This window comes from Clostridium carnis (assembly GCF_054657435.1).
Genome location: NZ_BAAHYS010000001.1, coordinates 3,044,720 through 3,071,183, shown reverse-complemented (window position 1 = coordinate 3,071,183; position 26,464 = coordinate 3,044,720). Strand labels below are relative to the sequence as shown.

Annotated in this window: 21 protein-coding genes; 17 read left to right on the top strand and 4 right to left on the bottom strand. The window is 26.2% G+C overall.

Going from position 1 to position 26,464, the window contains the following annotated elements; genetic code table 11:
• Positions 1 to 145 precede the first annotated feature (145 nt).
• From ACYQ1T_RS15015 to ACYQ1T_RS14980, 8 genes are all read left to right on the top strand, one after another.
• Positions 146 to 1,522 (top strand): methyl-accepting chemotaxis protein, encoded by a 1,377-nt coding sequence (locus ACYQ1T_RS15015; RefSeq protein WP_459836335.1) that lies wholly within the window; start codon positions 146 to 148, stop codon positions 1,520 to 1,522.
• A gap of 69 nt (positions 1,523 to 1,591) precedes the next feature.
• On the top strand, positions 1,592 to 2,347 hold the full coding sequence (locus ACYQ1T_RS15010; protein ID WP_459836333.1) for an exodeoxyribonuclease III: 756 nt from the start codon (positions 1,592 to 1,594) through the stop codon (positions 2,345 to 2,347).
• Between the two features lie 679 nt (positions 2,348 to 3,026).
• Complete coding sequence (locus tag ACYQ1T_RS15005; protein WP_459836330.1) at positions 3,027 to 4,760, top strand: NEAT domain-containing protein; 1,734 nt, start codon at positions 3,027 to 3,029, stop codon at positions 4,758 to 4,760.
• 8 nt (positions 4,761 to 4,768) lie between these two features.
• The gene (locus tag ACYQ1T_RS15000) at positions 4,769 to 5,383 is read left to right on the top strand and encodes an NEAT domain-containing protein (protein WP_459836326.1); all 615 of its coding nucleotides are present in this window, start codon (positions 4,769 to 4,771) and stop codon (positions 5,381 to 5,383) included.
• Positions 5,384 to 5,533: 150 nt separating this feature from the next.
• A complete protein-coding gene (gene isdE / locus ACYQ1T_RS14995; RefSeq protein ID WP_459836323.1) occupies positions 5,534 to 6,421 on the top strand; it encodes a heme ABC transporter substrate-binding protein IsdE in 888 nt (295 codons plus the stop codon).
• A gap of 31 nt (positions 6,422 to 6,452) precedes the next feature.
• The gene (locus ACYQ1T_RS14990) at positions 6,453 to 7,436 is read left to right on the top strand and encodes a FecCD family ABC transporter permease (RefSeq protein WP_459836321.1); all 984 of its coding nucleotides are present in this window, start codon (positions 6,453 to 6,455) and stop codon (positions 7,434 to 7,436) included.
• A 41-nt stretch (positions 7,437 to 7,477) separates the two neighbouring features.
• Complete coding sequence (locus ACYQ1T_RS14985; protein ID WP_459836319.1) at positions 7,478 to 8,254, top strand: ABC transporter ATP-binding protein; 777 nt, start codon at positions 7,478 to 7,480, stop codon at positions 8,252 to 8,254.
• 127 nt (positions 8,255 to 8,381) lie between these two features.
• The gene (locus ACYQ1T_RS14980) at positions 8,382 to 9,335 is read left to right on the top strand and encodes an RsmB/NOP family class I SAM-dependent RNA methyltransferase (protein ID WP_459836316.1); all 954 of its coding nucleotides are present in this window, start codon (positions 8,382 to 8,384) and stop codon (positions 9,333 to 9,335) included.
• A gap of 126 nt (positions 9,336 to 9,461) precedes the next feature.
• Here ACYQ1T_RS14980 and ACYQ1T_RS14975 read toward each other — a convergent pair whose 3' ends face one another.
• Complete coding sequence (locus ACYQ1T_RS14975) at positions 9,462 to 10,607, bottom strand: amidase domain-containing protein (protein WP_459836590.1); 1,146 nt, start codon at positions 10,605 to 10,607, stop codon at positions 9,462 to 9,464.
• Positions 10,608 to 10,755: 148 nt separating this feature from the next.
• Between ACYQ1T_RS14975 and ACYQ1T_RS14970 the strand changes: the two genes are divergently transcribed.
• The 5 genes from ACYQ1T_RS14970 to metH all read left to right on the top strand — a co-directional run bounded on the left by ACYQ1T_RS14970 (position 10,756) and on the right by metH (position 19,534).
• The gene (locus tag ACYQ1T_RS14970) at positions 10,756 to 11,697 is read left to right on the top strand and encodes a metallophosphoesterase (RefSeq protein ID WP_459836313.1); all 942 of its coding nucleotides are present in this window, start codon (positions 10,756 to 10,758) and stop codon (positions 11,695 to 11,697) included.
• A 31-nt stretch (positions 11,698 to 11,728) separates the two neighbouring features.
• Positions 11,729 to 12,664, top strand: coding sequence for a dipeptidase (locus ACYQ1T_RS14965; RefSeq protein ID WP_459836311.1), 936 nt, complete (start codon positions 11,729 to 11,731; stop codon positions 12,662 to 12,664).
• Between the two features lie 22 nt (positions 12,665 to 12,686).
• Entirely contained in the window at positions 12,687 to 13,430 is a 744-nt protein-coding gene (gene ymfI / locus ACYQ1T_RS14960) for an elongation factor P 5-aminopentanone reductase (protein ID WP_459836308.1), read from the top strand.
• Between the two features lie 89 nt (positions 13,431 to 13,519).
• Complete coding sequence (locus tag ACYQ1T_RS14955; protein WP_459836305.1) at positions 13,520 to 15,715, top strand: DNA topoisomerase III; 2,196 nt, start codon at positions 13,520 to 13,522, stop codon at positions 15,713 to 15,715.
• Positions 15,716 to 15,883: 168 nt separating this feature from the next.
• Positions 15,884 to 19,534, top strand: a complete 3,651-nt coding sequence (gene metH, locus ACYQ1T_RS14950; protein WP_459836303.1) for a methionine synthase — start codon at positions 15,884 to 15,886, stop codon at positions 19,532 to 19,534.
• A 56-nt stretch (positions 19,535 to 19,590) separates the two neighbouring features.
• On the opposite strand, the gene ACYQ1T_RS14945 is transcribed toward metH, so the two are convergent.
• A complete protein-coding gene (locus ACYQ1T_RS14945) occupies positions 19,591 to 21,090 on the bottom strand; it encodes an ATP-binding protein (protein WP_459836300.1) in 1,500 nt (499 codons plus the stop codon).
• Positions 21,083 to 21,760 carry a response regulator transcription factor gene (locus ACYQ1T_RS14940; protein ID WP_459836297.1) on the bottom strand — a complete coding sequence of 226 codons (678 nt, stop codon included), beginning with the start codon at positions 21,758 to 21,760 and terminating at the stop codon, positions 21,083 to 21,085. Before ACYQ1T_RS14940 ends, ACYQ1T_RS14945 begins: the two co-directional genes overlap by 8 nt.
• Before the next feature lie 147 nt (positions 21,761 to 21,907).
• On the opposite strand from ACYQ1T_RS14940, the gene ACYQ1T_RS14935 reads away from it, so the two are divergent.
• Genes ACYQ1T_RS14935 through ACYQ1T_RS14925 form a run of 3 tightly spaced genes read left to right on the top strand, consistent with a single transcriptional unit; the run spans position 21,908 to position 24,882 of the window.
• On the top strand, positions 21,908 to 23,146 hold the full coding sequence (locus tag ACYQ1T_RS14935) for a M16 family metallopeptidase (RefSeq protein ID WP_459836294.1): 1,239 nt from the start codon (positions 21,908 to 21,910) through the stop codon (positions 23,144 to 23,146).
• Between the two features lie 15 nt (positions 23,147 to 23,161).
• Complete coding sequence (gene recX / locus ACYQ1T_RS14930) at positions 23,162 to 23,800, top strand: recombination regulator RecX (RefSeq protein ID WP_459836292.1); 639 nt, start codon at positions 23,162 to 23,164, stop codon at positions 23,798 to 23,800.
• Between the two features lie 14 nt (positions 23,801 to 23,814).
• Entirely contained in the window at positions 23,815 to 24,882 is a 1,068-nt protein-coding gene (locus ACYQ1T_RS14925) for a transglutaminase-like domain-containing protein (protein ID WP_459836289.1), read from the top strand.
• A 22-nt stretch (positions 24,883 to 24,904) separates the two neighbouring features.
• Here ACYQ1T_RS14925 and ACYQ1T_RS14920 read toward each other — a convergent pair whose 3' ends face one another.
• Positions 24,905 to 25,261, bottom strand: coding sequence for a tetratricopeptide repeat protein (locus ACYQ1T_RS14920; RefSeq protein ID WP_459836287.1), 357 nt, complete (start codon positions 25,259 to 25,261; stop codon positions 24,905 to 24,907).
• A gap of 226 nt (positions 25,262 to 25,487) precedes the next feature.
• On the opposite strand from ACYQ1T_RS14920, the gene ACYQ1T_RS14915 reads away from it, so the two are divergent.
• Positions 25,488 to 26,435, top strand: a complete 948-nt coding sequence (locus ACYQ1T_RS14915) for a carbohydrate kinase family protein (protein WP_459836285.1) — start codon at positions 25,488 to 25,490, stop codon at positions 26,433 to 26,435.
• The last annotated feature ends 29 nt before the right edge of the window (positions 26,436 to 26,464 follow it).

The window sequence follows — 26,464 nt, the reverse complement described above, 5'->3', positions numbered from 1 at the left end:
ATTTAAAAAATATCGAAAATATAAAGAGCATAATAAATTTAGGGGGATTAATATATGGACATTAACGTAAATAAAGCTACCCAATAAGTGTTTTGTAATAGCTACTAGTGGATTATCTATAGCTACAATAATTGGATTTTTAAGGATGATTAGTTTAGGTGATATAAAAGAAAACTTTGCTTACTTAGCAATTGGATTAATAATTATATCTACAATAATCCTTATAATGATGTATTTTAAAGACAAAGGAAACGTAAAGGTAAGACATATAATTGGAACACCGTATGCTATCGTATATGCAATAACATTATTTGGAACAAATTCTGTAATTGCACCAATAACAATAATACCATTAATAGTTATATGCATGGTTTATCTAGATCATAAATATATGATTATACCAATATCAGGGGCCTTCATATTAAATATAATATGGATATTTGTTAACTTAAATAATGATATTATAAGAAAAAGCATGACATTAGAAATGTTTAGTATATTTATGTTTTATATTATGGCTTTTATAATCACTTTTATCTCTAATAAAATTAGAATGAGTGCAGATAAAGAACGAAAAAATGCAACCGATATTGCCAAAAGTCAAGAAAAAATATTAATTGAAATAAGAAATGCAGTAGAACTTTTAAATAAAAATACAAAATCTATTTCACAAACATTTGAAACTATAGAAAATTCTTCAAAGGGTATTAATAATGCAGTTAAAGAGATAGAGCATGGATGTGAAAATACAACATCTAGCATTGAGGAACAAAATAATGCGTCAGAAAATATAAAAAATGATATTGAGTTAGCTGTAGATAGTTCTAGAATCATGGAAAAGAATTTTAATGATAATAAAAATACCTTTAATAAAACTTTCAATATGATAGGAGAGTTAGAATTTAAATCAAATGATATAAGAAATAAAAATAATAATGTATTTATTACATCACAGGAACTAAGAAATAAGACTAAAAAAGTATTATCTATTATAGACATTATAAGTGATATTGCAGAAAAAACAAATTTACTAGCTTTAAATGCAGCTATAGAATCAGCAAGGGCTGGTGAATATGGAAAAGGATTTTCAGTAGTGGCAGAAGAAATAAGAAAATTAGCAGAACAAAGTAAAGATTCATCTAATGAAATTAATAGTATTATTAAAGCTTTGGAAGAAGAGGTTATAAATGTTTCAGATTTAATAAAAGAAGTTACTGAAATTATAGATGAAGAGGAAGAATTAGTTAAAAATACAACAACTAATTTAAAAGAATTAAATGGTGGATTAGTAACATTAGAAAGTGGAGTATTAAATGTAAAAACTAAAATAGAGGAAATTAGTAATGATAATCTAAAAATAAATGAAGGAATTACTAATGTTGCAACTATTTCAGAAGAAACACTTGCTAATACTCAAAATACAAACGAAACAGTAAAATTATTACAACAAGAGGTCTTAGATGCAAAGGAAGCTTTAGAGGAACTAATATTATTATCAGAAAAAATGTCAAGCTATTTATAGTTAAAATAGACTTTTACGAAAGATTGTTATAATATATTTATAAATAATATATTATAAAGGAGAAATAGTATGAAGCTTATATCATGGAATGTAAATGGAATAAGAGCTTGTGTAACAAAAGGATTCTTAGATTATTTTAAAGAAGTAGATGCTGATATATTTTGTATTCAAGAAAGCAAATTACAAGAAGGTCAAATAAGTTTAGAGTTAGAAGGATACAAACAATATTGGAATTATGCAGAGAAAAAAGGATATTCAGGAACGGCTATCTTTACTAAGAATGATCCAATAAGTGTAGAATATGGAATTGGAATAGAAAAGCATGATAAAGAAGGACGCGTTATTACATTAGAATTTGAAAAATTTTTTATGATAACAGTTTATACTCCTAATTCCCAAAATGAACTTGCAAGATTAGATTATAGAATGGAATGGGAAGAAGCATTTAAGGAATATATTTTAAAATTAGATGAGAAAAAGCCGGTTATAGTCTGTGGGGATTTAAATGTTGCACATAAAAATATAGATCTTAAAAATCCAAAAACTAATACTAAAAATGCTGGATTTACAGAAGAAGAAAGAGGTAAATTTACTAATTTATTAAACTCAGGATTTATAGATACATATAGATATTTTAATCCAGAGAAAATAGGTGCTTATTCTTGGTGGTCTTATAGATTTAACGCAAGAAAAAATAACGCTGGATGGAGAATAGATTATTTTTTAACTTCTAAAAGACTTATGAAGAATTTAGAGTCAGCAGATATACATTCAGAGATATTAGGATCAGATCATTGTCCAGTAGAATTAAATATTTCAATTTAAATTAATTTTTAAAAGTGATTACTTTCAAAATAATATTTTATAAATATATAAGTTAAATATACTAGTGAATAAAGTATGTCTTTAACTTTTATATTTTAATAAAAATTTTGAGTAATCACTTTTTTATTAAAAAAATATAAAAAAAGTAATATATTGTTAAAATAAAGGAGATTTTTATTTAGTTCATTTGCTAGTTAATATAAATAAGGGAAATCAGGAAATCTCTTCATAAAGTGTATATCAACTAATACTTATTTTGTTTCTGATTAAACACATTGAATAAGTATTGTAACAGTCTCCTTCTGTTAATTTATTAAATAAAAATTAATTAATGTTAATAAGTATTTTTAAAATTGTAAAACTAGCTAAGAAAAAGTTTAAACAATATTCATATTTGTAAACGATTAATAAAGATGTATTGTTAAAATTTATAAATAAAAAAATAGAAATTTACAAAAAAGATTAATTGATATTGAAAATCAATATTAATAATAGTATAATACAAATCGTAAGAATAAGTAGGATATTATTGGGAAAATAATGATACTATTAATTTTACTTTAGAAATTTTAGTAGGAGGGAGAGTATTTTAGAAATAAAAAATATATTAATGAAAGGGGGGTATCAGGTTATTCAAAGAGTGAATAAGGTAATTTTGAATAACTTGGTAAATATAATTGTGAAAAGAAATTTATCGAAAACATTAGTTATGTTAGTTGTTATAACGAATTTAGGAGGAATTACTAGTACATCTGTATTGGCAGCAACTAATAATAAATCTGAAAGTATAGTGATAAGTGAAAATAAAGAAAAAAATTTATTGCCAGAAACGGTTAGAGGAGTTCAAACAGCAACCTCAGGTGAAACAAATAATGAACAAGAGGATAATAAAGCAACTAATGCATATAAAAATGGAATTTATGAGTTAAATAATACTATAGAAGATACAAGTGAAACTGGTAAATCAATGGTAAGACGTGTATTGAAAGATAAGACTAATATGGAAGTTAAAGATGGTAAAAACTATTTAACTCTTGAATTAAACCCTCAAGGGATGTTAGATAACTATAGAATTCTTGTAGATAATTCAGAAGTTAATTATGAAAAAGAAACTTTAGATAATGGATTATTAAAATTAAAGTTTGAAGTACCAAGTTTAGATTCAAAGGTGTCTATGAAGCTATATGTAATTCCAATGTCAAGGGATGTACAATTTACAGTAGCTCATGATAAAGAAAATGTAAAATTAGTTAGAGATAGTAAACTAAATGAGGGTAATAAACCATCTACAGATAATAGTAATACTATTGAACCCAATATTACAAATGAGAGCACAGCAAAGCCAAGCGAAGAGAAATCTTCTAATAGTGAAACAAATAATGAACAAAAGGATAATAAAGAGACTAATGCATATAAAAATGAAATTTATGAGTTGAATAATACTATAGAAGATACAAGTGAAACTGGTAAATCAATGGTAAGACGTGTATTGAAAGATAAGACTAATATGGAAGTTAAAGATGGTAAAAACTATTTAACTCTTGAATTAAACCCTCAAGGAATGTTAGATAACTATAGAATTCTTGTAGATAATTCAGAAGTTAATTATGAAAAAGAAACTTTAGATAATGGATTATTAAAATTAAAGTTTGAAGTACCAAGCTTAGATTCAAAGGTATCTATGAAGCTATATGTAATTCCGATGTCAAGGGATGTACAATTTACAGTAGCTCATGATAAAGAAAATGTAAAATTAATTAGAGATAGTAAACTAAATGAGGATAATAAACCATCTACAGATAATAGTAATACTATTGAACCAAATATTACAAATGAGAGCGCGACAAAGGCAAGTGAAGATAAATCTTCTAATAGTGAAACAAGTGTTTTAAAAGCTGATGATAAAGCAAATGAAAAAGCACAAGAGGTAGTTATAAAAGGAAAATTGTACACTGTACAAAATGAAGTTTTTCATGATAGACAAATTGGTAGAGAAATGGCAAGAAAATATTTAGAAAAAATTTCGAAGATAGAAGAAGTAGATGGAAAAACATATGCAACAATTACATTTAATAACTCACAATTTATGAAGGAGTTTAAAATAGGTGTTAATGGAGAAAATGCTAACTATGAAATAGTTGAAAGAAATGGAGATTTATTAAGTTTAAGATTTGAAATTCCTAATATAGATGCTGATGTTAAGGTGGAAATGTTTGTAATTCCAATGAACTCAAATGTACAGTTTGGTGTTAAATTCTTACAGGGGACTTTGAACTTTGTTAAGGAATATGAAGTAAAGAAAAATGGAACATTACCATATACAGGAGGAATGGTTTCAGGCGGAATGATGGCAACTGCTGGATCATTGATGTTAACTCTTGGTGCTTTTATGAATAGAAGAAAAAGAAGGTAGGTTATTAAATGAAAAATTTTAGAATTACAGTTCTATTATTTTTAGCATGTATATTTAGTACTTTATTTGGAATTAATGTAAAGGCTATTGAAAATTCTCCGATTGAAAGTGGTATATACGAAGTAGAAAATGATGTTTATCATAGTTCCGAAATTGGTATGTCTATGTCTAGAACTTACTTAAACAATATTATGAGTATAGAGTCAAGAAATAATGAGATGTTTTGCACAGTAGAGTTTTCAGGAAGTGAATACATGCAAAATTATAAAATGATAATAGATGGTAATAATGTTGAAAGTGAAATAGTTGATAGAAATAATGAAAAAAATACTGTAAAAGTAAAGTTTAAAATTAATTCAATAGATTCAAAGATAAATGCTAATATGTATGTAATTCCAATGGGAAGAGATGTTAGTTTTGATATAATACCTAAAAAGGATACATTAAAGCTAATAGAAAAAATAGAAGAGCCTAAAAGTGATATTATAAAGAAAGAAGATAAAGGTGAAGTAGATAAGTTAGAAGATAATTATAATAATTCTATACCTTTAATAATAGCAGGAGGAATAGTTGTTATTCTAGTTACTATTATAATTGTTAAAAATAAATTTAATAAAAAATAAGTATATATGCAAATAAATAAATTTATATAGCAGAGATAAATATTATCTATTTGCATAATACCTAAATTATAACCTAAATAATTATAACAAAAAACAATAGAAATAGCTATGATTAGTTATATAAAGACATTTTTATAGGAGAGTATATTTATGAAAAAACTATCATTTATAATCATAGTTATTTCTGTTATGACATTTATTACGGGATGTTATAACAGAAATAATAGTAATGATAATACTAATAATGATAATAAAAATTATAGTGAAGACTCAATTGTAATATCAACTTCTGTTGCTGTTACACAAATACTTGATAAATTAGGTGTAAAGCTAAAAGGAGTACCAACAACAGCATATGAGTTACCTGAAAGTACTAAAGATGCTGTTAAAGTTGGAAATCCAATGAATCCAGATTTAGAAATAATTAAATCATTAAATCCAAATGTAGTTGTATCAGTAGATACTTTAGGAGATGATTTTAAAAATATATTTATAGAAAATAATATACCAAGTGAATTTGTAACACTAACTAGCTTACAAGGGTTAAAGGAGTCTATAAAAACGCTAGGAGATAAATTTAACAAACAAGAAGAAGCAAAAAAATTGCTTGAAAGTTTAAGTTCAAAGGAAAATGAAATATTAAAATTAAATAATAAAAATATAAAACCAAAGATTTTAATAGTTTTTGCAGCACCTGGAAGCATAATGATTGGAACAAGCAGATGCTATGTAGGTAGTTTAGTTGAATCTATTGGAGGTGAAAATTTTATTGAAAATAAATCTACTCCATTTGTACAAGTAAATATGGAAGAAATTTTTAAATATAATCCAGATAAAATTTTAGTTATGACTCATGCAGATCCTGAGAAAAGTAAAGCAATGGTAGAAAATGAGTTTAATAATAATTATATGTGGAAAAAAGTTAATGCGATAAAAGAAGATAAAGTTTATTATTTAGACCATAATAAATTTGGAATGAGTGCAAATCTTAAAGCTATGGAAGCATTAGATAACCTAGAGGAAATATTATATAAATAGACAATTTTAGTAAAAATTAATGAGGTAATTAATGAAAAATAATAAAATAAAAAAAATATATATTTGTATTTCAATAGTTATTCTAGCAATAACAACTATAGTAGCTATTAAAATTGGAAGTATAGATATAAGCTTGAGGGAATTGATTTTAGGTATTTTAACTAATAATGGTGGACAAGCATGGGAAATTATAAGGGATTTAAGAATACCAAGGGTAATTATAGCAATTTTAGTAGGAGCAAGTCTAGCTGTATCAGGAGTACTATTACAGGCAATTATAAAAAATCCATTAGCAGACCCATCAGTAACAGGAATTTCTTCTGGAGCAAGTTTGGCTGTTATATTAATAATGGTTATATTTCCTTATTTAAGTACTTATAGATATTTATTTGGATTTTTAGGTGGAATAATATCTTGTATAATAGTATATTTTTTAGCATTTAAGAAAACATTATCTCCTATTAGAATTATACTTTCAGGTATAGCAGTAAATGCAGTGCTTGGTGGATTAGTTTCTATAATTATTATATTTAATGGAAATAATTCAGCTAGTGTTCAAATGTGGCTTACAGGAAGCTTAGCTGCTACGTCATGGAATGATGTAAATCCACTTATAATATACACTACAATAGGATTAATTGGAGCCTTGTTAGTATATAAAAGTTGTAATGTTATAGTTTTAGGAGATAAAAATTCTAAGAGTTTAGGATTTAATGCTGATACAAATAGAATTATAATATCTTTTATAGCTGTGTTTTTAGCAGGAGTATCAACATCTATAGCAGGAATAATATCCTTTGTAGGATTAATAGTGCCTCATATATGTAGAATTATTATAGGATCTAATCATAAGTATTTAATACCATTTAGTTGTGTATTAGGCTCAATATTACTTTTAATTGCAGATACATTAGGAAGAACTATAGCTAAGCCATACGAGATACCAGTTGGTATAATTATGGCAGTTTTAGGAGGACCATTCTTCTTATATCTATTAAGGAAAAGTGATATATAAATTTTATTTATAGCTAAAGGTTTTAATAAGGAGTGATTATTATGTTATATGGGGAAAATTTAAACTTTTCTTATGATAAAGCAGAGTTTATAAAGGAGTTAAATATAAATATATCTAAGGGGAAAATAACTACAATAATAGGACCTAATGGAAGTGGAAAATCTACATTATTAAATATTCTTTGTAACTTTAATAAACCTAATAGTGGCTATATTTATATAGAAAATGAAAAAATTAATAATTATAAATGTAAGGAAATTGCTAGAAAAATAGCTACCGTATATCAACAAAATAATATTCCAAATGATATAACTGTAGAAGATTTAGTTAGTTATGGAAGAATACCACATAAGGGATATTTTGAAAATAATAATAAAGAAGATTATGAGATAATAGAATGGGCTATTAAAAGTACTAATATAGAAAATTTAAGAAAAAAGCTTGTCTCAAACTTATCTGGAGGAGAAAGACAACGTGTTTTTATAGCACTTGCTTTAGCACAAAAGCCTAAAATATTATTTTTAGATGAACCAAATACGTATTTAGATATTTTTTATCAAATAGAAATATTAGAGTTAGTAAAGAAGTTAAACAAGGAATATAATATAACAGTTGTTATGGTATTGCATGATATAAATCAAGCGATAAAATATAGTCATAATTTAGTTATAATGAAAAATGGAAAAATAATAAAAGAAGGTAAAGCAAAAGATATAATAAACAAAGAATTAATAGAAAATGTATATAATGTTAAAGGAATAGTAACTGAAATAGATAGTTATAACCTTTATTTTATACCAATGAGTATTGTACATTAATAAATAGAATTTTATCTTAAATATTCTTTATGTATTTTTATTTATTGCTAAAAATGCATTATAAAGCAGCATAATCTTAAAAGTGAACTAGTAAACTATAGTATAAACAAACTATAGGGGTGAGGTAGTGTCTATAAAGAATGTTAAGCATTGTTTGCCAAAAGAGTTTATAGAAATATTAGAAGAAATCTTTACTGATAATCAGTTAGGTATGATTTATAAAAGCTTTCAGCAAGGTAGAAACCCAAGCTTTAGAATTAATGAATTAAAATCTGATAGAAAAGAAATTTTGGATGAACTTAGTAGAAATAGAATAAAAGCAATTAACCATTCTATTTATAAAAATGCTTTTATAGTTAAAGGAGTTAAGGAGAGTAGCTTAAGAAAGCTAGAGGTGTATTATGAAGGAAAAATATATCTTCAGAATCTTTCTTCAATGCTACCTCCTTTATTTTTAGATATTAATGAAAATCAAACAATATTAGATATGTGTGCAGCTCCTGGAGGTAAAAGTTTATTTATGGCAGACTTAACAAAAAACAATGCTACGATTTTTGCAAATGATGTAAATGAAATTAGGAGACAAAGGTTAAGTTATAATATTAAAAAACAAGGAGCAGAATCTATTATAGTTGTTGGAACCGATGGATGTACTATTGGTAAACGATTAAATGAATATTTTGATAGAATATTATTAGATGCACCATGTTCGGGTGAAGGAACAATAAGAATAAAAGGCGTTAAAAGCTATAATAAATGGAATGAAAAAAGGATAAAAAGTTATGTTAGAATTCAAAAAAAATTAATTGATAGTGCATATAATGCTTTGAAACCAAATGGAATTATGGTTTATTCAACTTGTACATTAAATCCCTTTGAAAATGAGGAAGTAGTAGAATATATATTAGATAAATACAAAAATTTACAAATTGAAGATATAAGTTTAACCTTGCCAAATGTTACTAGTGGACTATCGAAGTATAAAAATAAAAAATATAAAGATGAATTGAAAAAAGCTATAAGAATAATACCAAATGATATAATGGAAGGTTTTTTTATAACAAAGCTAAGAAAAAAATAAAATAATATTTAGTTATAAATAGTTTTAAAGGGCTATCACATTAAAAATATAGATACAATATTGTTTAAATAAACTAATGAAATATTGTGTTTAAAATTCTTCATGTGATAGTCCTTTTATATGTCATTAATAATGTACATGAATTAAATGGAATTTAATATTTGGATTACTCCAACCTAAATCATAAGGAACTAATAATCTATCAGTATTATGACAAGTTACTAAAGGATAGCCTTTAGAATCAAATCCAGTAACTGTAGAAATATGAGTAATTCTTCCTTTTTTTTCATAAGCTACAAAGTCACCAGGCCTCATATTAAATGCAGCTTTATAGGTTTGACTATAGCTACCTTTTGCAATGTAAGAAGCTCTACCACTACCTACCATATAGTTTTTAAATCCTTGAGCGTTTAACCAAGCCTTAGTTCCTTCTTTTCCTTCATAACTCCATAAGCCATTCTTTTTAAATCCTCCACCTTCAAAAAGAATTTGAGATGCAAAGTTTGCACAGTCACCACCATCGGGATTGTGGTTTTTATACTTTGAGTTATATTTAAAGGTAAACTCTTCATCTTCAGAAACTCCACAGTAAGTATGAGCATAATTTATAGCTTTTAAAAGCCTTTCATTTGGAAAAAAATCTGGTTTAGATTTGGATAGAATATATTCTTTTATTTCATTAGATTTAATATTTGTTACATCTAATGAATCTGCAAATGGATCAGTATACCACTCTTTTGTAATAATATATCTATCCCCTTCTTTTTTTAAATTTAAGTAATGATTTGTTCCTAATCTAAAATGATTAATAACATCGGGAGAGTCAATATAGTAATAATTAAAATCAGTTGCTACATCACATATAACTCCAAACAATCCAGGTTCTTTCTCAACAACTTTTCTAATTTTTACTGTAGAATGTAAGTCTGTAAATTTTACAGCTTGTTTTTCTGACCAATTAATAAGATATTGTGTTTTTTTTGCTTCACTTTCATAAGCCCATTGACTAACTTTTATTTTAAGGTCATAAAAGTTTTTTAGAAGTTCACAATCACCAGATACAATTGCAGAGTTTTTATCTTTAAATAAATTTTCTAACAAAAGTTTAAATTCATTTTTTGTTTCCTCAGAAGTTGCTGGCAAGTTATTTATAGAAGACATTTCATCATCAATATAAATACTTTTATCATTTGCTAAAACTGAAGAAAATGGATTAAATACTAGTATTGATATAATAATAAAAGCTATTTTTTTATATTTCTTAATCACTATGATTCTCTCCTTTTTTAAGAATTATTGTAATTAGTTTGTACAAAAACATAGTATTTATATACAGATATTAAAGGTAAATAAAAAATAAACTAACAAGTTTACTATAAAGCACATATAATGAAATGTTATAAATATATAGGAGAGCTTTATGACAAATTTAATTGATTTATATAATTCAGCTAGAGAAATAAAAATTAATGAAGACTCAAAAATTGTTTTTATATCTGATGTTCATAGAGGAGATGGAACATACTCAGACTCATTATTACCAAATAAAAATGTATATAAAACTGCTTTAGAATATTATTTAAAACAAGGATTTACTTATATAGAAGTTGGAGATGGAGATGAATTATGGAAAAATAGAAATTGCAATGATATTTCATATTGCTATGATGATATTTTTAAAATATTAAATAAATTCAAAGAAAAAAATAGAATTTATATGATTTATGGAAATCATGATATAATAAAAAATAGAGGAAGTTTTTATGATAGCCAATATAAGGTTTTAAGAAAAATTGGAAAGGATTATGGTAAAAACTTTTTAATGTTTATAAAAGATATAGAGTTTTATGAGGCATTAAATTTAAACTATACTTCAATAAATGAAAAAATTTTAGTTACTCATGGACATCAACTAGATCCAATGAACTCAAATTATTGGATATTTTCGAGATTTTTAGTAAGATATATATGGAAATTTTTAAATGGAGTAGCGGGGTTTAAAGATCCAACAAGTCCAGCTAAAAACAATAAAAAGGGAAATAAAGTTGATATAAAGCTTGAAAAATGGGCTAGAGATAACTATAAGATGATACTATGTGGACATACACATAATAGTAGGTTACCAGGAAAGTATGAACCACCATATTTTAATGATGGATGTTGTGTACTACCATATGCAATGACTTCAATTGAAATTGAAAAGGGAAAAATATCATTAATTAAATGGAGTGTCGAGGTGGAAGAAGAAGGAAGACTTTGGGTAAGAAGAAAAGTTATTGCAGGTCCAGAAAATTTAAGTGAGTACTTGTTACTTGCAAGAGAAAAAAGAAGTAGAATTAGTAGAGAGCAAAAAGAAGGCTAGATAAGAAGTGAAATAGAGGGGAGAACAATAAATGAAAACAATAGATTTACACTGTGATACAGCAAGTAGGTTACTTTATGAAAATTTAAGTTTAAAAGATAGTATATGTAAGGTGGATATTAGAAAATTGAAAAAAGGAGGAGCGTTAGCACAAACTTTTGCACATTTTATAGAATTAAATATAGTAGAAGATCCATATATTGAATTTAAGAAAATGTATAATAATTTTATAAATGAAATAAATAAAAACAAAGATGATATAAGTATTGTAACAAATATAGATGAATTAGAAAAAGCTAATTTAAATGGTAAAGTTGGAGCTTTTCTTTCAATAGAAGAAGGGGAAGTGCTTCAGGGGAAAGTTGAAAGAGTAAAGGAAATGTACGACCTAGGAATTAGGTTTATAACATTAACTTGGAATTTTAAAAATAGCATTGGATATCCAAATTATAAATATGAATATAAGGATAAAGGTTTAACAAGTAGAGGCAAAGAAATTGTAATTGAGATGGAAAAGTACGGAATAATCCCAGATTGTTCACATCTTTCAGATGGTGGCTTTTATGATCTTATAGATATATGTAAAAAGCCATTTATAGCTACACATTCAAATGCAAGAGCCGTTACAGAGCATTCAAGAAATCTTACAGATGATATGATAGTTAAATTAGCTAATAAAGGTGGAGTAATGGGATTGAATTTCTGTGCACCTTTTCTTGGAGATAAAGATATTCCAGGTTTAGATGAGATGATAGCTCATGTAAAGCACATAAAAAATATAGGTGGAATAGAAGTTTTAGCATTAGGAACAGATTTTGATGGAATAGAAAATGAAGTTGAAGTTGAAAATATAGGTGATATGGGAAAATTATCACATAAATTATTAAAGGAAGGCTTTAGCCAAAATGAAATAGATAAAATATTTTTTGGAAATGTAAAAAGAGTTATAAAAGAATGTTTAAAATAATGAAATAAATTTGGAGAAGAAAATGGGAAACTTAATAGGGAAAATAGCATTAATAACAGGAGCATCAAGAGGAATTGGAAGAGGAATTACACTTGAACTAGCAAAAGAGGGAGCAACTGTTTTAATTAACTTTTCAAAAGATGATAAAGGAGCAAAAAAAACTTTAGATGAAGTTATATCATTAGGTGGATATGGAAAGCTTGTTAAAGGAGATATATCTTCCTTTAATTGTTGCAAAGAAATAATAAATAATATTATTAATGAATTTGGTAAAATAGATATATTAGTAAATAATGCAGGAATATCAAAAATCGGATTATTTATGGATTCATCTAAGGAAGAAATAGATGATTTAATAGGAGTAAATCTTTTAGGAGCTATGTACTTAAGTAAATTAACATTACCTCAAATGATAAGTAGGGGAAGTGGAAATATTATTAATATATCATCTATTTGGGGAGATGTTGGAGCATCTTGTGAGGTTTTATATTCAACTACTAAGGGAGGAATTAACTTATTTACTAAATCTCTAGCAAAGGAGGTTGCTTCTATGGGAGTTAGAGTTAATGCAATTGCACCAGGAGTTATAGATACAGAGATGAATTCATTCTTAGATAATGAAGAAAGAAAGACTTTAGAAGAAGAAATACCTATGGGTAGATTTGGAAATACAAAGGAAATTGGCAAATTAGTTACTTTTTTATGTAATGATGAGTGTAAATACTTAACAGGTCAGATAATAAAAATAGATGGTGGAATGATTTAATATAGTAAATGTAGTTAATTAGCATAAAAATATAGTATAAGATGTTCATAATAAAAGCTTTATTATGAATAAATGAAAGGAATTTAAATATGGGAAAAATTTTAGTTTTCGCTGAAAAGCCATCAGTTGGAAGAGATATTGCTAAGGTATTAAAATGCAATCAAAATAAAGGAGCATATATAGAAGGAAATAAATATATAGTTACATGGGCTATGGGCCACTTAGTAGGTCTTATGGATCCAGAAGGATATGATAATAAATATAAAACCTGGAGTATGGAAACACTGCCAATGCTACCAAAGTATATGAAACTTGTAGTTTTAAAGAAAACTGGAAAACAATTTAATGAAGTTAAAAAGTTAATGAATAGAGATGATATAAGTGAAATAGTTATAGCAACTGATGCAGGAAGAGAAGGTGAATTAGTTGCAAGGTGGACAATAGAAAAAGCAGGAATAAATAAGCCGCTTAAAAGATTATGGATCTCATCACAAACAGATAAAGCAATTTTAGATGGATTTAGAAATCTTAAACCAGGTTCTGATTATGAGAATCTTTATAGAGCTGCTGTATGTAGAGCAGAAGCAGACTGGCTAGTTGGATTAAATGTTACAAGAGCATTAACATGTAAATACAATGCTCAATTATCAGCAGGAAGAGTACAATCACCAACATTAGCTATGATAGTTAATAGAGAAGATGAAATAAGGAATTTTAAACCTAAAACTTATTATACAATAGGAATAAAAACTAGAGACTATAATCTTTCTTGGGTAAATAAAGATAATAATTCGAAAATATTTGATGAGGATTTTGCTAATAAGATTTCATCTAAGGTTAAGGGTTCAGAAGGTGAAATAATAAATATAACAGAAGTTAATAAGAAAAAATTTGCACCAGCACTTTATGATTTAACAGAGCTTCAAAGAGATGCAAATAAGATATGGGGCTATTCAGCTAAGCAGACTTTAAGTTTAATGCAAAGACTTTATGAAAATCATAAGGTATTAACTTATCCAAGAACTGATTCAAGATATTTAACAACCGATATAGTTTCCACTATTCCAGATAGATTAAAAGCAATATCAATAGGTGAATATAGAAGTGTAGCAGATAGTTTATTAAAGACAAAGATTAATGGACATAAAGGATTCGTAGATAATTCAAAAGTAAGCGATCACCATGCTATAATTCCAACAGAGCAAAGACCAAATTTATCATTATTATCTTCAGAAGAAAGAAAAATTTATGACTTAGTAGTTAAGAGATTTTTAAGTGTAATGCTTCCACCTTTTGAATATACTCAAACAACAATTGAAGGTAAGATAGAAGGTGAAAGATTTATAGCAAAAGGAAAAGTTATAATATCTAAGGGTTGGAAAAAACTTTATGATAATAATAATGATGAAAATTCAGAAGATGATATAAAAGAACAAGTTCTTCCAAGAATTAATAAGGGCGATAAATTTAAAGTAGAGAATGTTTTATTAAATAAGGGTACAACAAAGCCACCAGCAAGATTTAATGAAGGTACACTTTTATCAGCTATGGAAAATCCTCATAAATATATTACAGTTTCAAAAGATGCAGCAAAAACTCTAGGAGAAACTGGAGGACTTGGAACAGTTGCAACAAGAGCTGATATAATTGAAAAATTATTTAATTCTTTTGTAATTGAAAAGAAGGGAAAAGATATTATTCCAACATCAAAAGGAAGACAGCTTATAGAACTTGTACCAACAGATTTAAAGTCACCACTTTTAACTGCTAAATGGGAAAGTCAACTAAATGAAATATCAAAGGGAAAAAGAGAGTGGAATTCATTTATAAAAGATATGAAAAATTATTCAGTTGCATTAGTAGAAGCTGTTAAAGGAACAAATAGTAAATTTGTTCATGATAATAAAACAGGAAAGAAATGCCCTAATTGTGGAAAATATTTATTAGAGGTTAAAGGTAAAAATGGTATAATGAATGTATGCCAAGATAGAGAATGTGGATATAGAGAAAACGTAAGCAGAAATACTAATGCAAGATGTCCAGAATGTAAAAAGAAGCTAGAACTTAGAGGACAAGGAGAAGGTCAAATATATGTTTGTCCAAATACAAATTGTAGTTTTAGAGAAAAAGCATCAATATTTAATAAAAGATTTAACTCTAAATCTGAAAAAACAAATAAGAGGGAAGTTAATAATATTTTAAAGAAAATGAAGAAGGAATCAGAGGAAGATATAAATAATCCTTTTGCAGCACTTTTAGGAGGATTAAATTTAGATAAAAAATAGCATAAAGGTTAAAATAAAGAGTTAATATTTCAAAAAAGAAGTATTAACTCTTTTTATATAAAATTAAAAAGACTTTTAAAAAAAAGATGTTATAATAGTAACATGAAAATTACATAAAAATACCAAAGAATTTTCAAAGAAAAAAGCAATATTAAGGGGGCAAAATAAATGAATTGCAAATTAGTTGAAGATTTAAAGAAGCGAATATTAATTCTTGATGGGGCAATGGGAACTAATATTCAATTACACATGTTAAAGGAAGAAGATTATAGAGGGGAATTACTAAAGGATTTTCATAAGGATCAAAAAGGTAATAATGATCTATTAACTTTAACTAAACCAGAAATAATTAAGGAAATACATAGAGGGTTTTTAGAAGCAGGTGCAGACATAATTGAAACAAATACTTTAAACTCAAATGTAATATCACAAAGTGATTTTAATCTTGAGAATTTAGTTTATGATTTAAATTATAAAAGTGCAAAACTTGCAAAAGAATTAGCAGATGAGTATACTATTAAAAATCCAACTAAACCTAGATATGTAGCAGGATCAATTGGTCCTACAAATAGAACGGCATCAATTTCACCAGATGTTGAAAATCCAGGTTATAGAAATGTAACCTTTGATGAATTAAAGGAAGCATATAAAGAACAGATTTCAGCATTAATAGATGGTGGAATAGATATAGTTTTAGTAGAAACTATTTTTGATGCTTTAAATGCTAGAGCTGCAATTATAGCTTCAAATGAAGTTTTTAAAGAAAAGAATATTATATTACCTATATTAATTTCAGGAACAATAACAGATAAGTCAGGTAGAATATTATCAGGTCAAAGATTAGAGGCATTTGCAGAATCTATGAAAAATGAAAATGTCATTGGAATTGGTTTAAATTGTTCTTTTGGTGGAAAGGAATTAATACCTTTTATTAAAGAACTTTCAAAAACACAGGATTTATTTGTTTTTGTTTATCCTAATGCTGGTCTTCCAAATGTATTAGGTCTATATGATGAAACACCTAAAATGACTGCAACCTTTGTAGAGGAAATGGCAAGTAAAGGATATTTAAATATTGTTGGTGGATGTTGTGGAACAACCTTTAAACATATTAACGAAATATATAAAGTTATTCAAAAATATAAGCCAAGAAAAATACCTAAAATTAAAAAACAAAGTAAATATTGTGGCTTAGATTTAGTTGTTAGTAATAAAGAAAATAATTTTATAAATATTGGAGAAAGAACAAATGTTGCAGGTTCTGCAAAATTTGCAAGGCTTATTAGAGAAAAAAAGTATGATGAGGCTTTATTAGTAGCTAAGGAGCAAGTAGAAAATGGAGCTCAAATTATTGATGTAAATATTGATGACGGACTATTAGATAGTGTTTATGAAATGGATAATTTCCTAAAGCTTATTTCATCAGAGCCAGATATAGCTTCAAAACCTATTATGATAGATTCATCAAGGTTTGAAGTAATAGAAGCTGGACTTAAGGCTATACAAGGTAAGACAATTGTAAATTCAATATCATTAAAAAATGGAGAAGAAGATTTTATTAAAAAAGCTAGTATAATAAAAGACTTTGGAGCAGCAGTTGTTGTAATGGCTTTTGATGAAAAGGGTCAAGCTGATAATTATAGTAGAAAGATAGAAGTTTGTAGTAGAGCATATAATATATTAGTTAATAAAGTAAGATTTCCAGCAGAAGATATAATATTTGATCCTAATATATTATCTATCGCAACTGGAATTGAAGAACATAATAGTTATGCTATTGATTTTATAAAGGCAACTAAATGGATAAAAGAAAATTTACCATATGCAAAGGTTTCTGGGGGAGTAAGTAATTTATCTTTTTCTTTTAGAGGTAACAATATTATAAGAGAAGCTATGCATTCAGTATTTTTATATTATGCTATTGAAGCTGGAATGGATATGGGGATTGTAAATCCAGGTATGCTTCAAATATATGATGATATTCCAAAGGATTTATTGGCATTAGTTGAAAATGTTATATTTAATAAAAGTTCTAATGCAGCAGAAGAGTTATTAGAAAAGGCAGAAAATTTTAAAGGTAATAAAGAAATAGTAGTACAAGAAAAAAATAATTGGAGAGAAAAATCCTGTAATGATAGATTAAGCTATTCAATAGTAAAAGGAATTACTGATTATATAGAAGTAGATATTAATGAAGCTCTTCTTAATTATGATAAGGCTTTAAAAATTATCGAGAACCCTTTAATGAGCGGTATGACGAAGGTAGGAGAGTTGTTTGGAGATGGAAAGATGTTTCTTCCGCAAGTAGTTAAATCTGCTAGAGTTATGAAAAAGGCAGTAAATTATCTATTACCACATATAGAAATGGATAAAACTTCTGAATATAAAAATAGTGGAAAGATTCTTTTAGCAACAGTTAAAGGGGATGTTCATGATATAGGGAAAAATATAGTAGGTGTTGTTTTAGCTTGTAATAATTTTGAAATAATAGACTTAGGAGTTATGATACCAGCTGAAGACATTTTAAAAGCAGCAAAAGAGCATAATGTAGACATTATTGGATTAAGTGGGTTAATTACACCATCATTAGATGAAATGATAAATGTTGCAGTAGAGCTTGAGAAAAATGGATTTAATATTCCTTTAATAATAGGAGGAGCAACAACATCTAAGCTTCATACTGCTTTAAAAATAGCCCCAAAGTATTCAGGTCCAGTTATTTATGGATATGATGCTTCAAGAACTGTTGATATATGCAAAAACTTACTTTCAAATAAAAAAGAAGAGTTTTTAAAAGAAATTAAAATAGATTATGAAAATCAAAGAAAAAATTATGGGAATATAAAGTCAAAGTTTATAAGTCTTAAAGAAGCAAGAAGTAAAAAGTTACAAATAAAATGGGAAGAAAAGTATATTAAAAAACCTAATTTTTTAGGAATAAAACAAATTACTAATTATACTGTAAAGGAAGTAAGAAAATATATTGATTGGACATTTTTCTTTACTGCATGGGATATGAAAAAAACTTATCCAGAAATACTAGAAGATAAATTTTATGGAGAAGAAGCTAAAAGACTTTTTAATGATGCAAATAAACTTTTAGATTATTTAGAAGAAAATAATCTAAATGAGATGAATGGAGCATTAGGGTTATTTAAGGCAAAATCCTATGGAGATGATATAAAGGTATTTAATGAAGAGGGAGAGCTTTTAGAAACATTTAATTTATTTAGACAACAAAATATAAATAAAAATGACATATATATTTGTTTAAGTGATTATATAAAACCTAGTAATATTCATGGAGATGACTATATAGGAGCCTTTATTGTAACAGCTGGAATTGGGATTAAAGAATATACAGAAAAGTTAATAACTAGTGGAGATGATTATAACGCAATGCTATTAAAATTAGTATGTGATAGATTAGCAGAAGCCTTTTTAGAAAAACTTCACTTAGATGTAAGGAAAAATTACTGGGGATATGCAGAAGATGAAGATTTAGAAATTAAAGAGATTTTAATGGGAAAATATAGAGGAATAAGACCAGCAATAGGGTATCCATCACTTAAGGATCAAAAAGAAATAGAAAAGTTATTTAATTTGTTAAATGGAGAAAAGCTGACAAAAGTAACAATTACAGAAAGCTATATGATGAATCCAGTAGCTTCAGTTTGTGGATTGTTTTTTGCATCAGAAGAAGCTAAGTATTTTGATGTTCATAAGGTTAATAAAGATCAAATTAAAGACTATGCTTTAAGAAATGGATCAACTATAGAAGAAGTAGAATGTAGAATACCAGAGATATTAGGATATTAAGAAATAAGCTGTATCAATCTTAAATTGATACAGCTTATTTTGATATTATCTATACTTTAAATAATATGATCATTTTTTTCTAGGGAAAAGCTAAATTTTACACCATCTTTAGTGTTTTCAATTTTATATAGGCTATTATGAATAGTTAATATTCTTTTAACTATTGCAAGTCCTAATCCACTACTATTTCCATTTCTATTTCTAGATTTATCTAACCTATAAAATTTAGTATATATGTTTTCAAGTTCAGACTCGGGAATATGAACACCTTTATTTTCTATAGATATAGTATATAGATTATTTTTTTCTATTATATCTACTATAACGTCATTACCATTAGGTGTGTACTTTAGTGCGTTTGTAAGTAAGTTTGTAATAACTTGCTCTAGCTGAAAAGTATCTCCATTTACATAAGCATACGGAATAGTAGGATTGAAGTAAAGATTAATATATTTATTTTGGAATTCTAAGGATAAACCCTTAAGTGTTTTTTGTATTAAGCGTATAATATTAAAGCTTTCAATATTAATATTTAAATTACCAGATTCAAGTTTTGAAAGCTCTAGCATATTAGATACAAGTTTATTCATTTTATGAGCTTCATCAATAATAGTTTCTAAATACATAGTGGCATCATTTCCAGTTGCAATACCATCTTTAATACCTTCAGCATACCCTTCTATAATTCCTATAGGAGTCTTTAAATCGTGAGAAACACCTGCAACAAAGTCTTTTCTCATTTCTTCTAGTTTACGTTCTTTTTCTATATCCTCTTCTAAAGCTTTATTTTTCTGTTTTAAATTTTCAAGGGCATCTTCTAAATTAGAAGATAAAAAATTAAGAGTCTCACCTAAATTTCCAATTTCATCATCTGAGGTTATTTCGCATTTAGCAGTAAAATCCATAGATGACATTCGCTTTGCAACTTTATTTATTTTAACTAATGGTTTTGTTACTAAATTAGTATAAATAAAAGATAGGAAAACTCCTATAATAATAAATCCTGTAAGTAAATATTTATAAAATTCTTTTATAATATTTGACGATTCTTTTATTGGTTGAGTAGAGGATACAGAAATAATTAAAGAGTCGTTATTAGAAGACATAGACATTGGTGCCATTATACCTATTTTTTTAGAATTACTACTTTGATTTTCAAAAATAGTTGATTTAGTTTCACCAGTAGATAAAACGTCATAAATAAGTTCTTTATTATTTAAAAGTTCTGTAGCAAAAGCTGTTAATGTTCTAAGATCATCTACACCCTTGTAATAATCTGGAAGATATTTAAACTTACCATCTACAGAGAAGATTGCAATTCTTGATTCATTTTCTTGCTCAAATCTATAAAGAGCAGAAGTTAATGCAGATTCATCATCTATTTTAAATGAATAAATAGCTTTAAATTTATTAACTTCTTTAATCATATCTTTTGTCTTTTGAGATAAATAAAATTTTTCAAAAAATAATAATTGAAATGTAAGGCTAGATAATATAACAAATAATATTAGACCAAATGTAATACCAAATAATTTTTTAGATATACTTTTATTCACTAACTGTTTCAAACCTATAACCACTTCCTCTTACAGTTACAATATACGATGATTTATCTCCAAGCTTTTCTCTTAATCTTTTTACATTAGTATCTACAGTTCTTATATCACCATAATAGTCTATTCCCCATACATTATCTAATATATTATCTCTTGAAAGGGCAATTCCTTCATTATCAGAAAGATATGTTAAAAGTTCAAATTCTTTTGGAGAAAGGTTTATCATATTTCCATTAACCTTTACTTCATGAGATAACTTATTAATTATCAATCCATTAAAATCAGTAGAACATGTAGATTTATCATCAGAAGTTCTTTTAAGTAAAGCTTTTACCTTAGCTATTAAGATTTTTGGGGAAAATGGTTTAGTAATATAATCATCTGCACCCATTTCATATCCAAATAGCTTATCTTCTTCTTGGCCCTTAGCCGTTAGAAGTATTACAGGTACAGTAGATACTTCTCTTATTGTTTCTAAAACAGTAATACCATCAACTTTAGGCATCATTATATCTAAAACTACTAAATCTATTTTGTTATCTATAAATAACTTAATCCCTTCATCTCCATCAGAAGCTTCTATAATATTAAAACCATCTTTAATAAAATAATCTCTAAGTAAAAATCTAATTCTTAACTCATCCTCTATAATAAGTATATTCTTTGTCATAAAAACCTCCTAAAAAGAAATATTTATTTTAATTATAAATGTGAACTCTATTAAGGTAAAGAATATTTAATATATAATTATATATTGTAATTAGTATATAATCATATTATAGTTATTATTATTGTTAAAAATGAAAAGGAGTAATTGATGGTTAAACTTAATTTTGATGTAAAGAGGCATAATTTAGATAATGGATTAGAAATAGTTACTATAAAAAAAGATACTAAAATAGCCTCTATAAATGTAGGAGTTAAAGTTGGGTCTTTATATGAAGATATTAAAGAAAAAGGGATATCTCATTTTATAGAACATATGATATTTAAAGGAACTAAAAAAAGAAATTATGAAGAAATCAACGATGAATTAGAGTTTTTAGGTGGAGAGTATAATGCCTACACAGATTATGCTGTAACTGTATATTCAATTAGTTGTTTAGAAGAAGAAATTAAAAATGGAATAGATATTTTAGGGGATATGCTAATTAACTCAAGTTTTAATAAAAGTGAAATAGAAAAAGAAAGAGGAGTAATATTAGCTGAAATAAGGACAAGTAAAGATGATATAGAAGATTTAAGTTTTAAAAGAATAAATGAAGTTGCTTTTAAGAAAAGTCCTTTAAGATATGATGTTGCTGGACTAGAGGAAAATGTTAAAAATTATAAAAGAGAAGATTTAGTAGAATTTTATAATAAATATTATGTGGCAAATAATAGTGTAGTAACTATTGTTTCATCATTTGAGCACGAAGAAGCATTAAAAGAAGTAGAAAAAGTGTTTTCAAGTTGGAAAAGTGGCAATACTAATAATATAATTGTAGTAGAGGAAAAAAATGAAGAAAAAATAATAACTACAAAAAAAGATAATATAGAACAGAGTACTATAGTGTATTTATATACTTTTTATGATTTAGAAAGAGAGTTTGAACTACCACTTAGAATATTAAATCATAGATTAGGAGAAAGCTCAAATTCACTACTTTTTAGAGAAGTTAGAGAAAAAAGGGGTTTAGCCTATGATATATATACAACATTAGATATGACTAAAAATGTTAAAACTTTATATGTCTATACGGCAATTGGAGAAGAGGATATAAAAAAAACATTAAAGGCAATAGATGAAACAATTAATGGTGTTAAAAATGGAAATGTAGTAATTGGTGATAGAGATTTAACTTTAATGAAAAAGGTTCATAAAACAGCTGTTATTTCAACATTAGAAGACCCAGCAGAACTTTGCAATTATATGTTACATCAAGCTTTAGATGGAGAGGATTTATATGAATTTGTTAAAGATATGGAGAAGCTAAATACCTTAGATACTAACAAAATTCATGAAGTAGCAAAAAAAGTGTTAAAAAATCCTACAATCCACATCTTGAAATCATAAAAGGTGGTAATTTTTATGAATGTTATAACAAAGTTAGAAGTTCAAAAGAGAAATAAAGAAAGAGTAAACCTATATATTGATGAGGAATATGCATTTTCTTTAAGTGCTGAAATAGTTTATAAAGAAGGTATTAAAGTTAAGGATAATATAGATATAGAGAAAATAAAAAAGATAGCAAAAGAAGATGAGTATATAAAATGTAAAAATTCTGCATTAAGAATAGTTGAAAAAACTTATAAAAGTCAAAAAGAGCTCATAGATAAATTGATTTTAAAAGGATATGAAAAAGATTCTATAGATAAAACAATAGAATTTTTAAAACAATATAATTTTTTAAATGATGAGAATTATACAAAAATGTATATTAAAGATAAAATGAAAAGCCAAGGACAAAATAAGATAAAGTATACTCTTATAAAAAAAGGAATTAATGAAGAATTAATTAAAGATGAAATAGCTAATATTAATAGTGATACCCAAAGGGAAGTTGCTTATTCATTAGGTAAAAAAAAATATGATATATTATGTAAAAAGGAAAGTGATAAATATAAATTATCACAAAAATTATATAGATATCTAATTTCAAAGGGATATGAATATGATATTGTTTCAAATGTTGTAAAAAACATTATAAAAGTAGAGGATTCATATTAAAGGAGAGGTAGAAAATGAGTGCTTATTTACCTTATGGCATTTGTATTCTTCTTATTATTTTAGCTCTTAAAGGAAGTATAAAAGACTCTTTAGAAGAAAGAAATGCAAAGTATGCATTAAATAGATTAATATATTATTTTTCTGTTTTCATAACTTTTTTAGTAATGCTAATTAATTTAGATAAAGTATATTTAACAATACTGAAGCTTAGTAACAACTTATATAATTTCAATAATTTAACCTTAGTATTTTTTAAGGCTTTTTCATTAGCAATTTGTTTTTTAATAAGCCAATTTATAATTTATCAAATATTAAAAGCTTTATGTAGTCCATTAACTAAAAGCTATAGTTTAGTTTTAGGAAGAGGCACTGGAAGAATAGTGTTTTTTTCTTCTATATTTGGAACTTTAAAAGGATTTGTTATAGTTTTAATTTTATTTATGAGCATTATAACATTTAATAATACTATAGGAAGAAATTTTAAAGTTAATATATTTAATGGTATTTCTGCGTATAGCAAATTAGAAAATGTACTGTCTATAAATAAACCAGTTTTAAATTATAGTGAAATTAAAAATTATATTCCAGTAAATTCAAATGTTATCACATATTACAATGGCGTAACATTAGAGCAGGGAGTTAAAAGTAATAAGGAAATAGATCAAAAAGCTAAAGAGTTAGTAGCTAATTTAAGCAGTGATAGAGAAAGGGCCAGTAGAATTTATTCTTGGGTTGGTTCTAATATAGAATATGACAATAAGAAAGCCGAAAAAGCCTTAAGTAGTAAGGGGATTAAAAATAGTGGAGCAATAGAAGCATGGAATACAAGAAGTGGTATATGTTTCGATTATGCTTGTCTTTATGTCACTATGGCTAGAAGTGCAGATCTTAAAGTAAGATTAGTTACAGGTGAAGCATTTGACGGTAAAAACTTTGGACCTCATGCATGGAATGAAGTTTATTTAAGTGATGAAAAACGCTGGATAAAAATAGATCCTACATTTTATTTAGCTGGAGATTACTTTGATAATGAAGATTTTAATAATGATCATATTAATGAAAGTATAGCCGGTGAATGGTAGTAAAAAAGCCCTATAATTAATATTATAGGGCTTTTTTATTTCTTGACATTATTAAGTTAATCGCTTTTTCACAGTCTTCATCGCTAGAATCTAATGACCAAGCTATATTAAAGTAAATAAGAGCCTTACTTGTTTCTTCTTTCATAGCATAGCAGTAAGCTAAATTAAAAAAGTACTTACTTTCTTGTTGCATAGAGATTGCTTTTTTTATCATATCTATTGCTAAATCAAATTTTTTTAATTTAATATAGCAAACTCCAGAGTTATAATATGAACAAGTGATACTTTCTTTATTTTCAATTGCTTTTTCGTAATAAGTAATTGCCTTTTTATATTCTTTTAAATTATAGTATTTATTACCTTCAACAAAATAATCCATGCTTTCCTCCCCAAAAATTATAGTCACTTAAATTATTATCATATTCAGGAAATTATATACAGTATATGTATGTTTATATAAAATATTATTATAATTGGATAAAAATAACAATTAAAATTAAATGATAGAATTTCGACAAAGTTTTTAAAAACTCCTTTATTTTTTTTAACTTCTCTAATATAATAATAGTTGTATTTTTGAAAAGAAAGTGATTAGGAGAGATATTATGATAAATAATAATCCTTATATATTAGTATTAGGAGCATCTATTGTTGATATAATAGATTTTAGTAGAAAAAAGTATAGCCCAAAGGATTCAATACCAGGAAATATAAAAATTTCCCTTGGTGGTGTTTGTAGAAATATTGCAGAAAATTTAGCAAGAGTAAATGTAAAAACAGAATTTATTTCCATATTAGGAGATGATGAGCAAGGTAGAAATATATTAGCTAATTCAAAAGTTATTGGTTATAATATGAATAATTCTTTAATTCTTAAAGGCGAGTATACACCTACATATATGGCAATTTTAAATGAACATGGTGAAATGGAGTCTGCAATAGTAGATATGGATAGTTTAGATAAAATGGAAACATCATTTATTGATTCTAAAGCAGATATAATTGAAAATGCGGAATATACGATTTTAGATTCTGATAATCCAGAATTAATGGAATATCTTTTAACTAAGTTTAAAGGAAAAACAAAATTTATTTTAGATCCAGTATCAGCAACAAAGGCTGGAAAAATTAAGCATTTAGTAAAACACTTTCACACAATAAAACCAAATAGAATAGAAGCAGAAATGCTATGTGGATTTAAAGTTGAAACAAATGAAGATTTAAAAAAAGCTTCTGATTATTTTAGATCATTAGGTGTAGAAAATGTATTTATTAGCTTAGATGAAGAAGGTATTTATTATAAAAACTCAAATGAAGAGGGGAAAATAGCAGCTACAAGTGTAGAGGTTAAAAATGTAACTGGAGCAGGAGATTCTTTTGTTTCTGGTTTAGGATATGGATATATGAACAACTTTTCTTTAAGAGATACTGTAAAATATGCAATTGCAATGTCAATAGTTACAATATCTCATGAAGAAACTATAAATCCAAATATGAGTGAAGAATACGTAAATGAATTTATGAAGACCATGACTTGGAAAGAAGAAGTATAGTATTTTAATTTAAGATAAAGTAATATGAT

Coding starts and splice junctions, on each gene's coding strand:
- ACYQ1T_RS15015 (WP_459836335.1), top strand. CDS start 146: ATGATTAGTTTAGGTGATATAAAAGAAAACTTTGCTTACTTAGCAATT.
- ACYQ1T_RS15010 (WP_459836333.1), top strand. CDS start 1,592: ATGAAGCTTATATCATGGAATGTAAATGGAATAAGAGCTTGTGTAACA.
- ACYQ1T_RS15000 (WP_459836326.1), top strand. CDS start 4,769: ATGAAAAATTTTAGAATTACAGTTCTATTATTTTTAGCATGTATATTT.
- isdE (WP_459836323.1), top strand. CDS start 5,534: ATGAAAAAACTATCATTTATAATCATAGTTATTTCTGTTATGACATTT.
- ACYQ1T_RS14990 (WP_459836321.1), top strand. CDS start 6,453: ATGAAAAATAATAAAATAAAAAAAATATATATTTGTATTTCAATAGTT.
- ACYQ1T_RS14985 (WP_459836319.1), top strand. CDS start 7,478: ATGTTATATGGGGAAAATTTAAACTTTTCTTATGATAAAGCAGAGTTT.
- ACYQ1T_RS14970 (WP_459836313.1), top strand. CDS start 10,756: ATGACAAATTTAATTGATTTATATAATTCAGCTAGAGAAATAAAAATT.
- ACYQ1T_RS14965 (WP_459836311.1), top strand. CDS start 11,729: ATGAAAACAATAGATTTACACTGTGATACAGCAAGTAGGTTACTTTAT.
- ymfI (WP_459836308.1), top strand. CDS start 12,687: ATGGGAAACTTAATAGGGAAAATAGCATTAATAACAGGAGCATCAAGA.
- ACYQ1T_RS14955 (WP_459836305.1), top strand. CDS start 13,520: ATGGGAAAAATTTTAGTTTTCGCTGAAAAGCCATCAGTTGGAAGAGAT.
- metH (WP_459836303.1), top strand. CDS start 15,884: ATGAATTGCAAATTAGTTGAAGATTTAAAGAAGCGAATATTAATTCTT.
- ACYQ1T_RS14940 (WP_459836297.1), bottom strand. CDS start 21,760: ATGACAAAGAATATACTTATTATAGAGGATGAGTTAAGAATTAGATTT.
- ACYQ1T_RS14935 (WP_459836294.1), top strand. CDS start 21,908: ATGGTTAAACTTAATTTTGATGTAAAGAGGCATAATTTAGATAATGGA.
- recX (WP_459836292.1), top strand. CDS start 23,162: ATGAATGTTATAACAAAGTTAGAAGTTCAAAAGAGAAATAAAGAAAGA.
- ACYQ1T_RS14925 (WP_459836289.1), top strand. CDS start 23,815: ATGAGTGCTTATTTACCTTATGGCATTTGTATTCTTCTTATTATTTTA.
- ACYQ1T_RS14920 (WP_459836287.1), bottom strand. CDS start 25,261: ATGGATTATTTTGTTGAAGGTAATAAATACTATAATTTAAAAGAATAT.
- ACYQ1T_RS14915 (WP_459836285.1), top strand. CDS start 25,488: ATGATAAATAATAATCCTTATATATTAGTATTAGGAGCATCTATTGTT.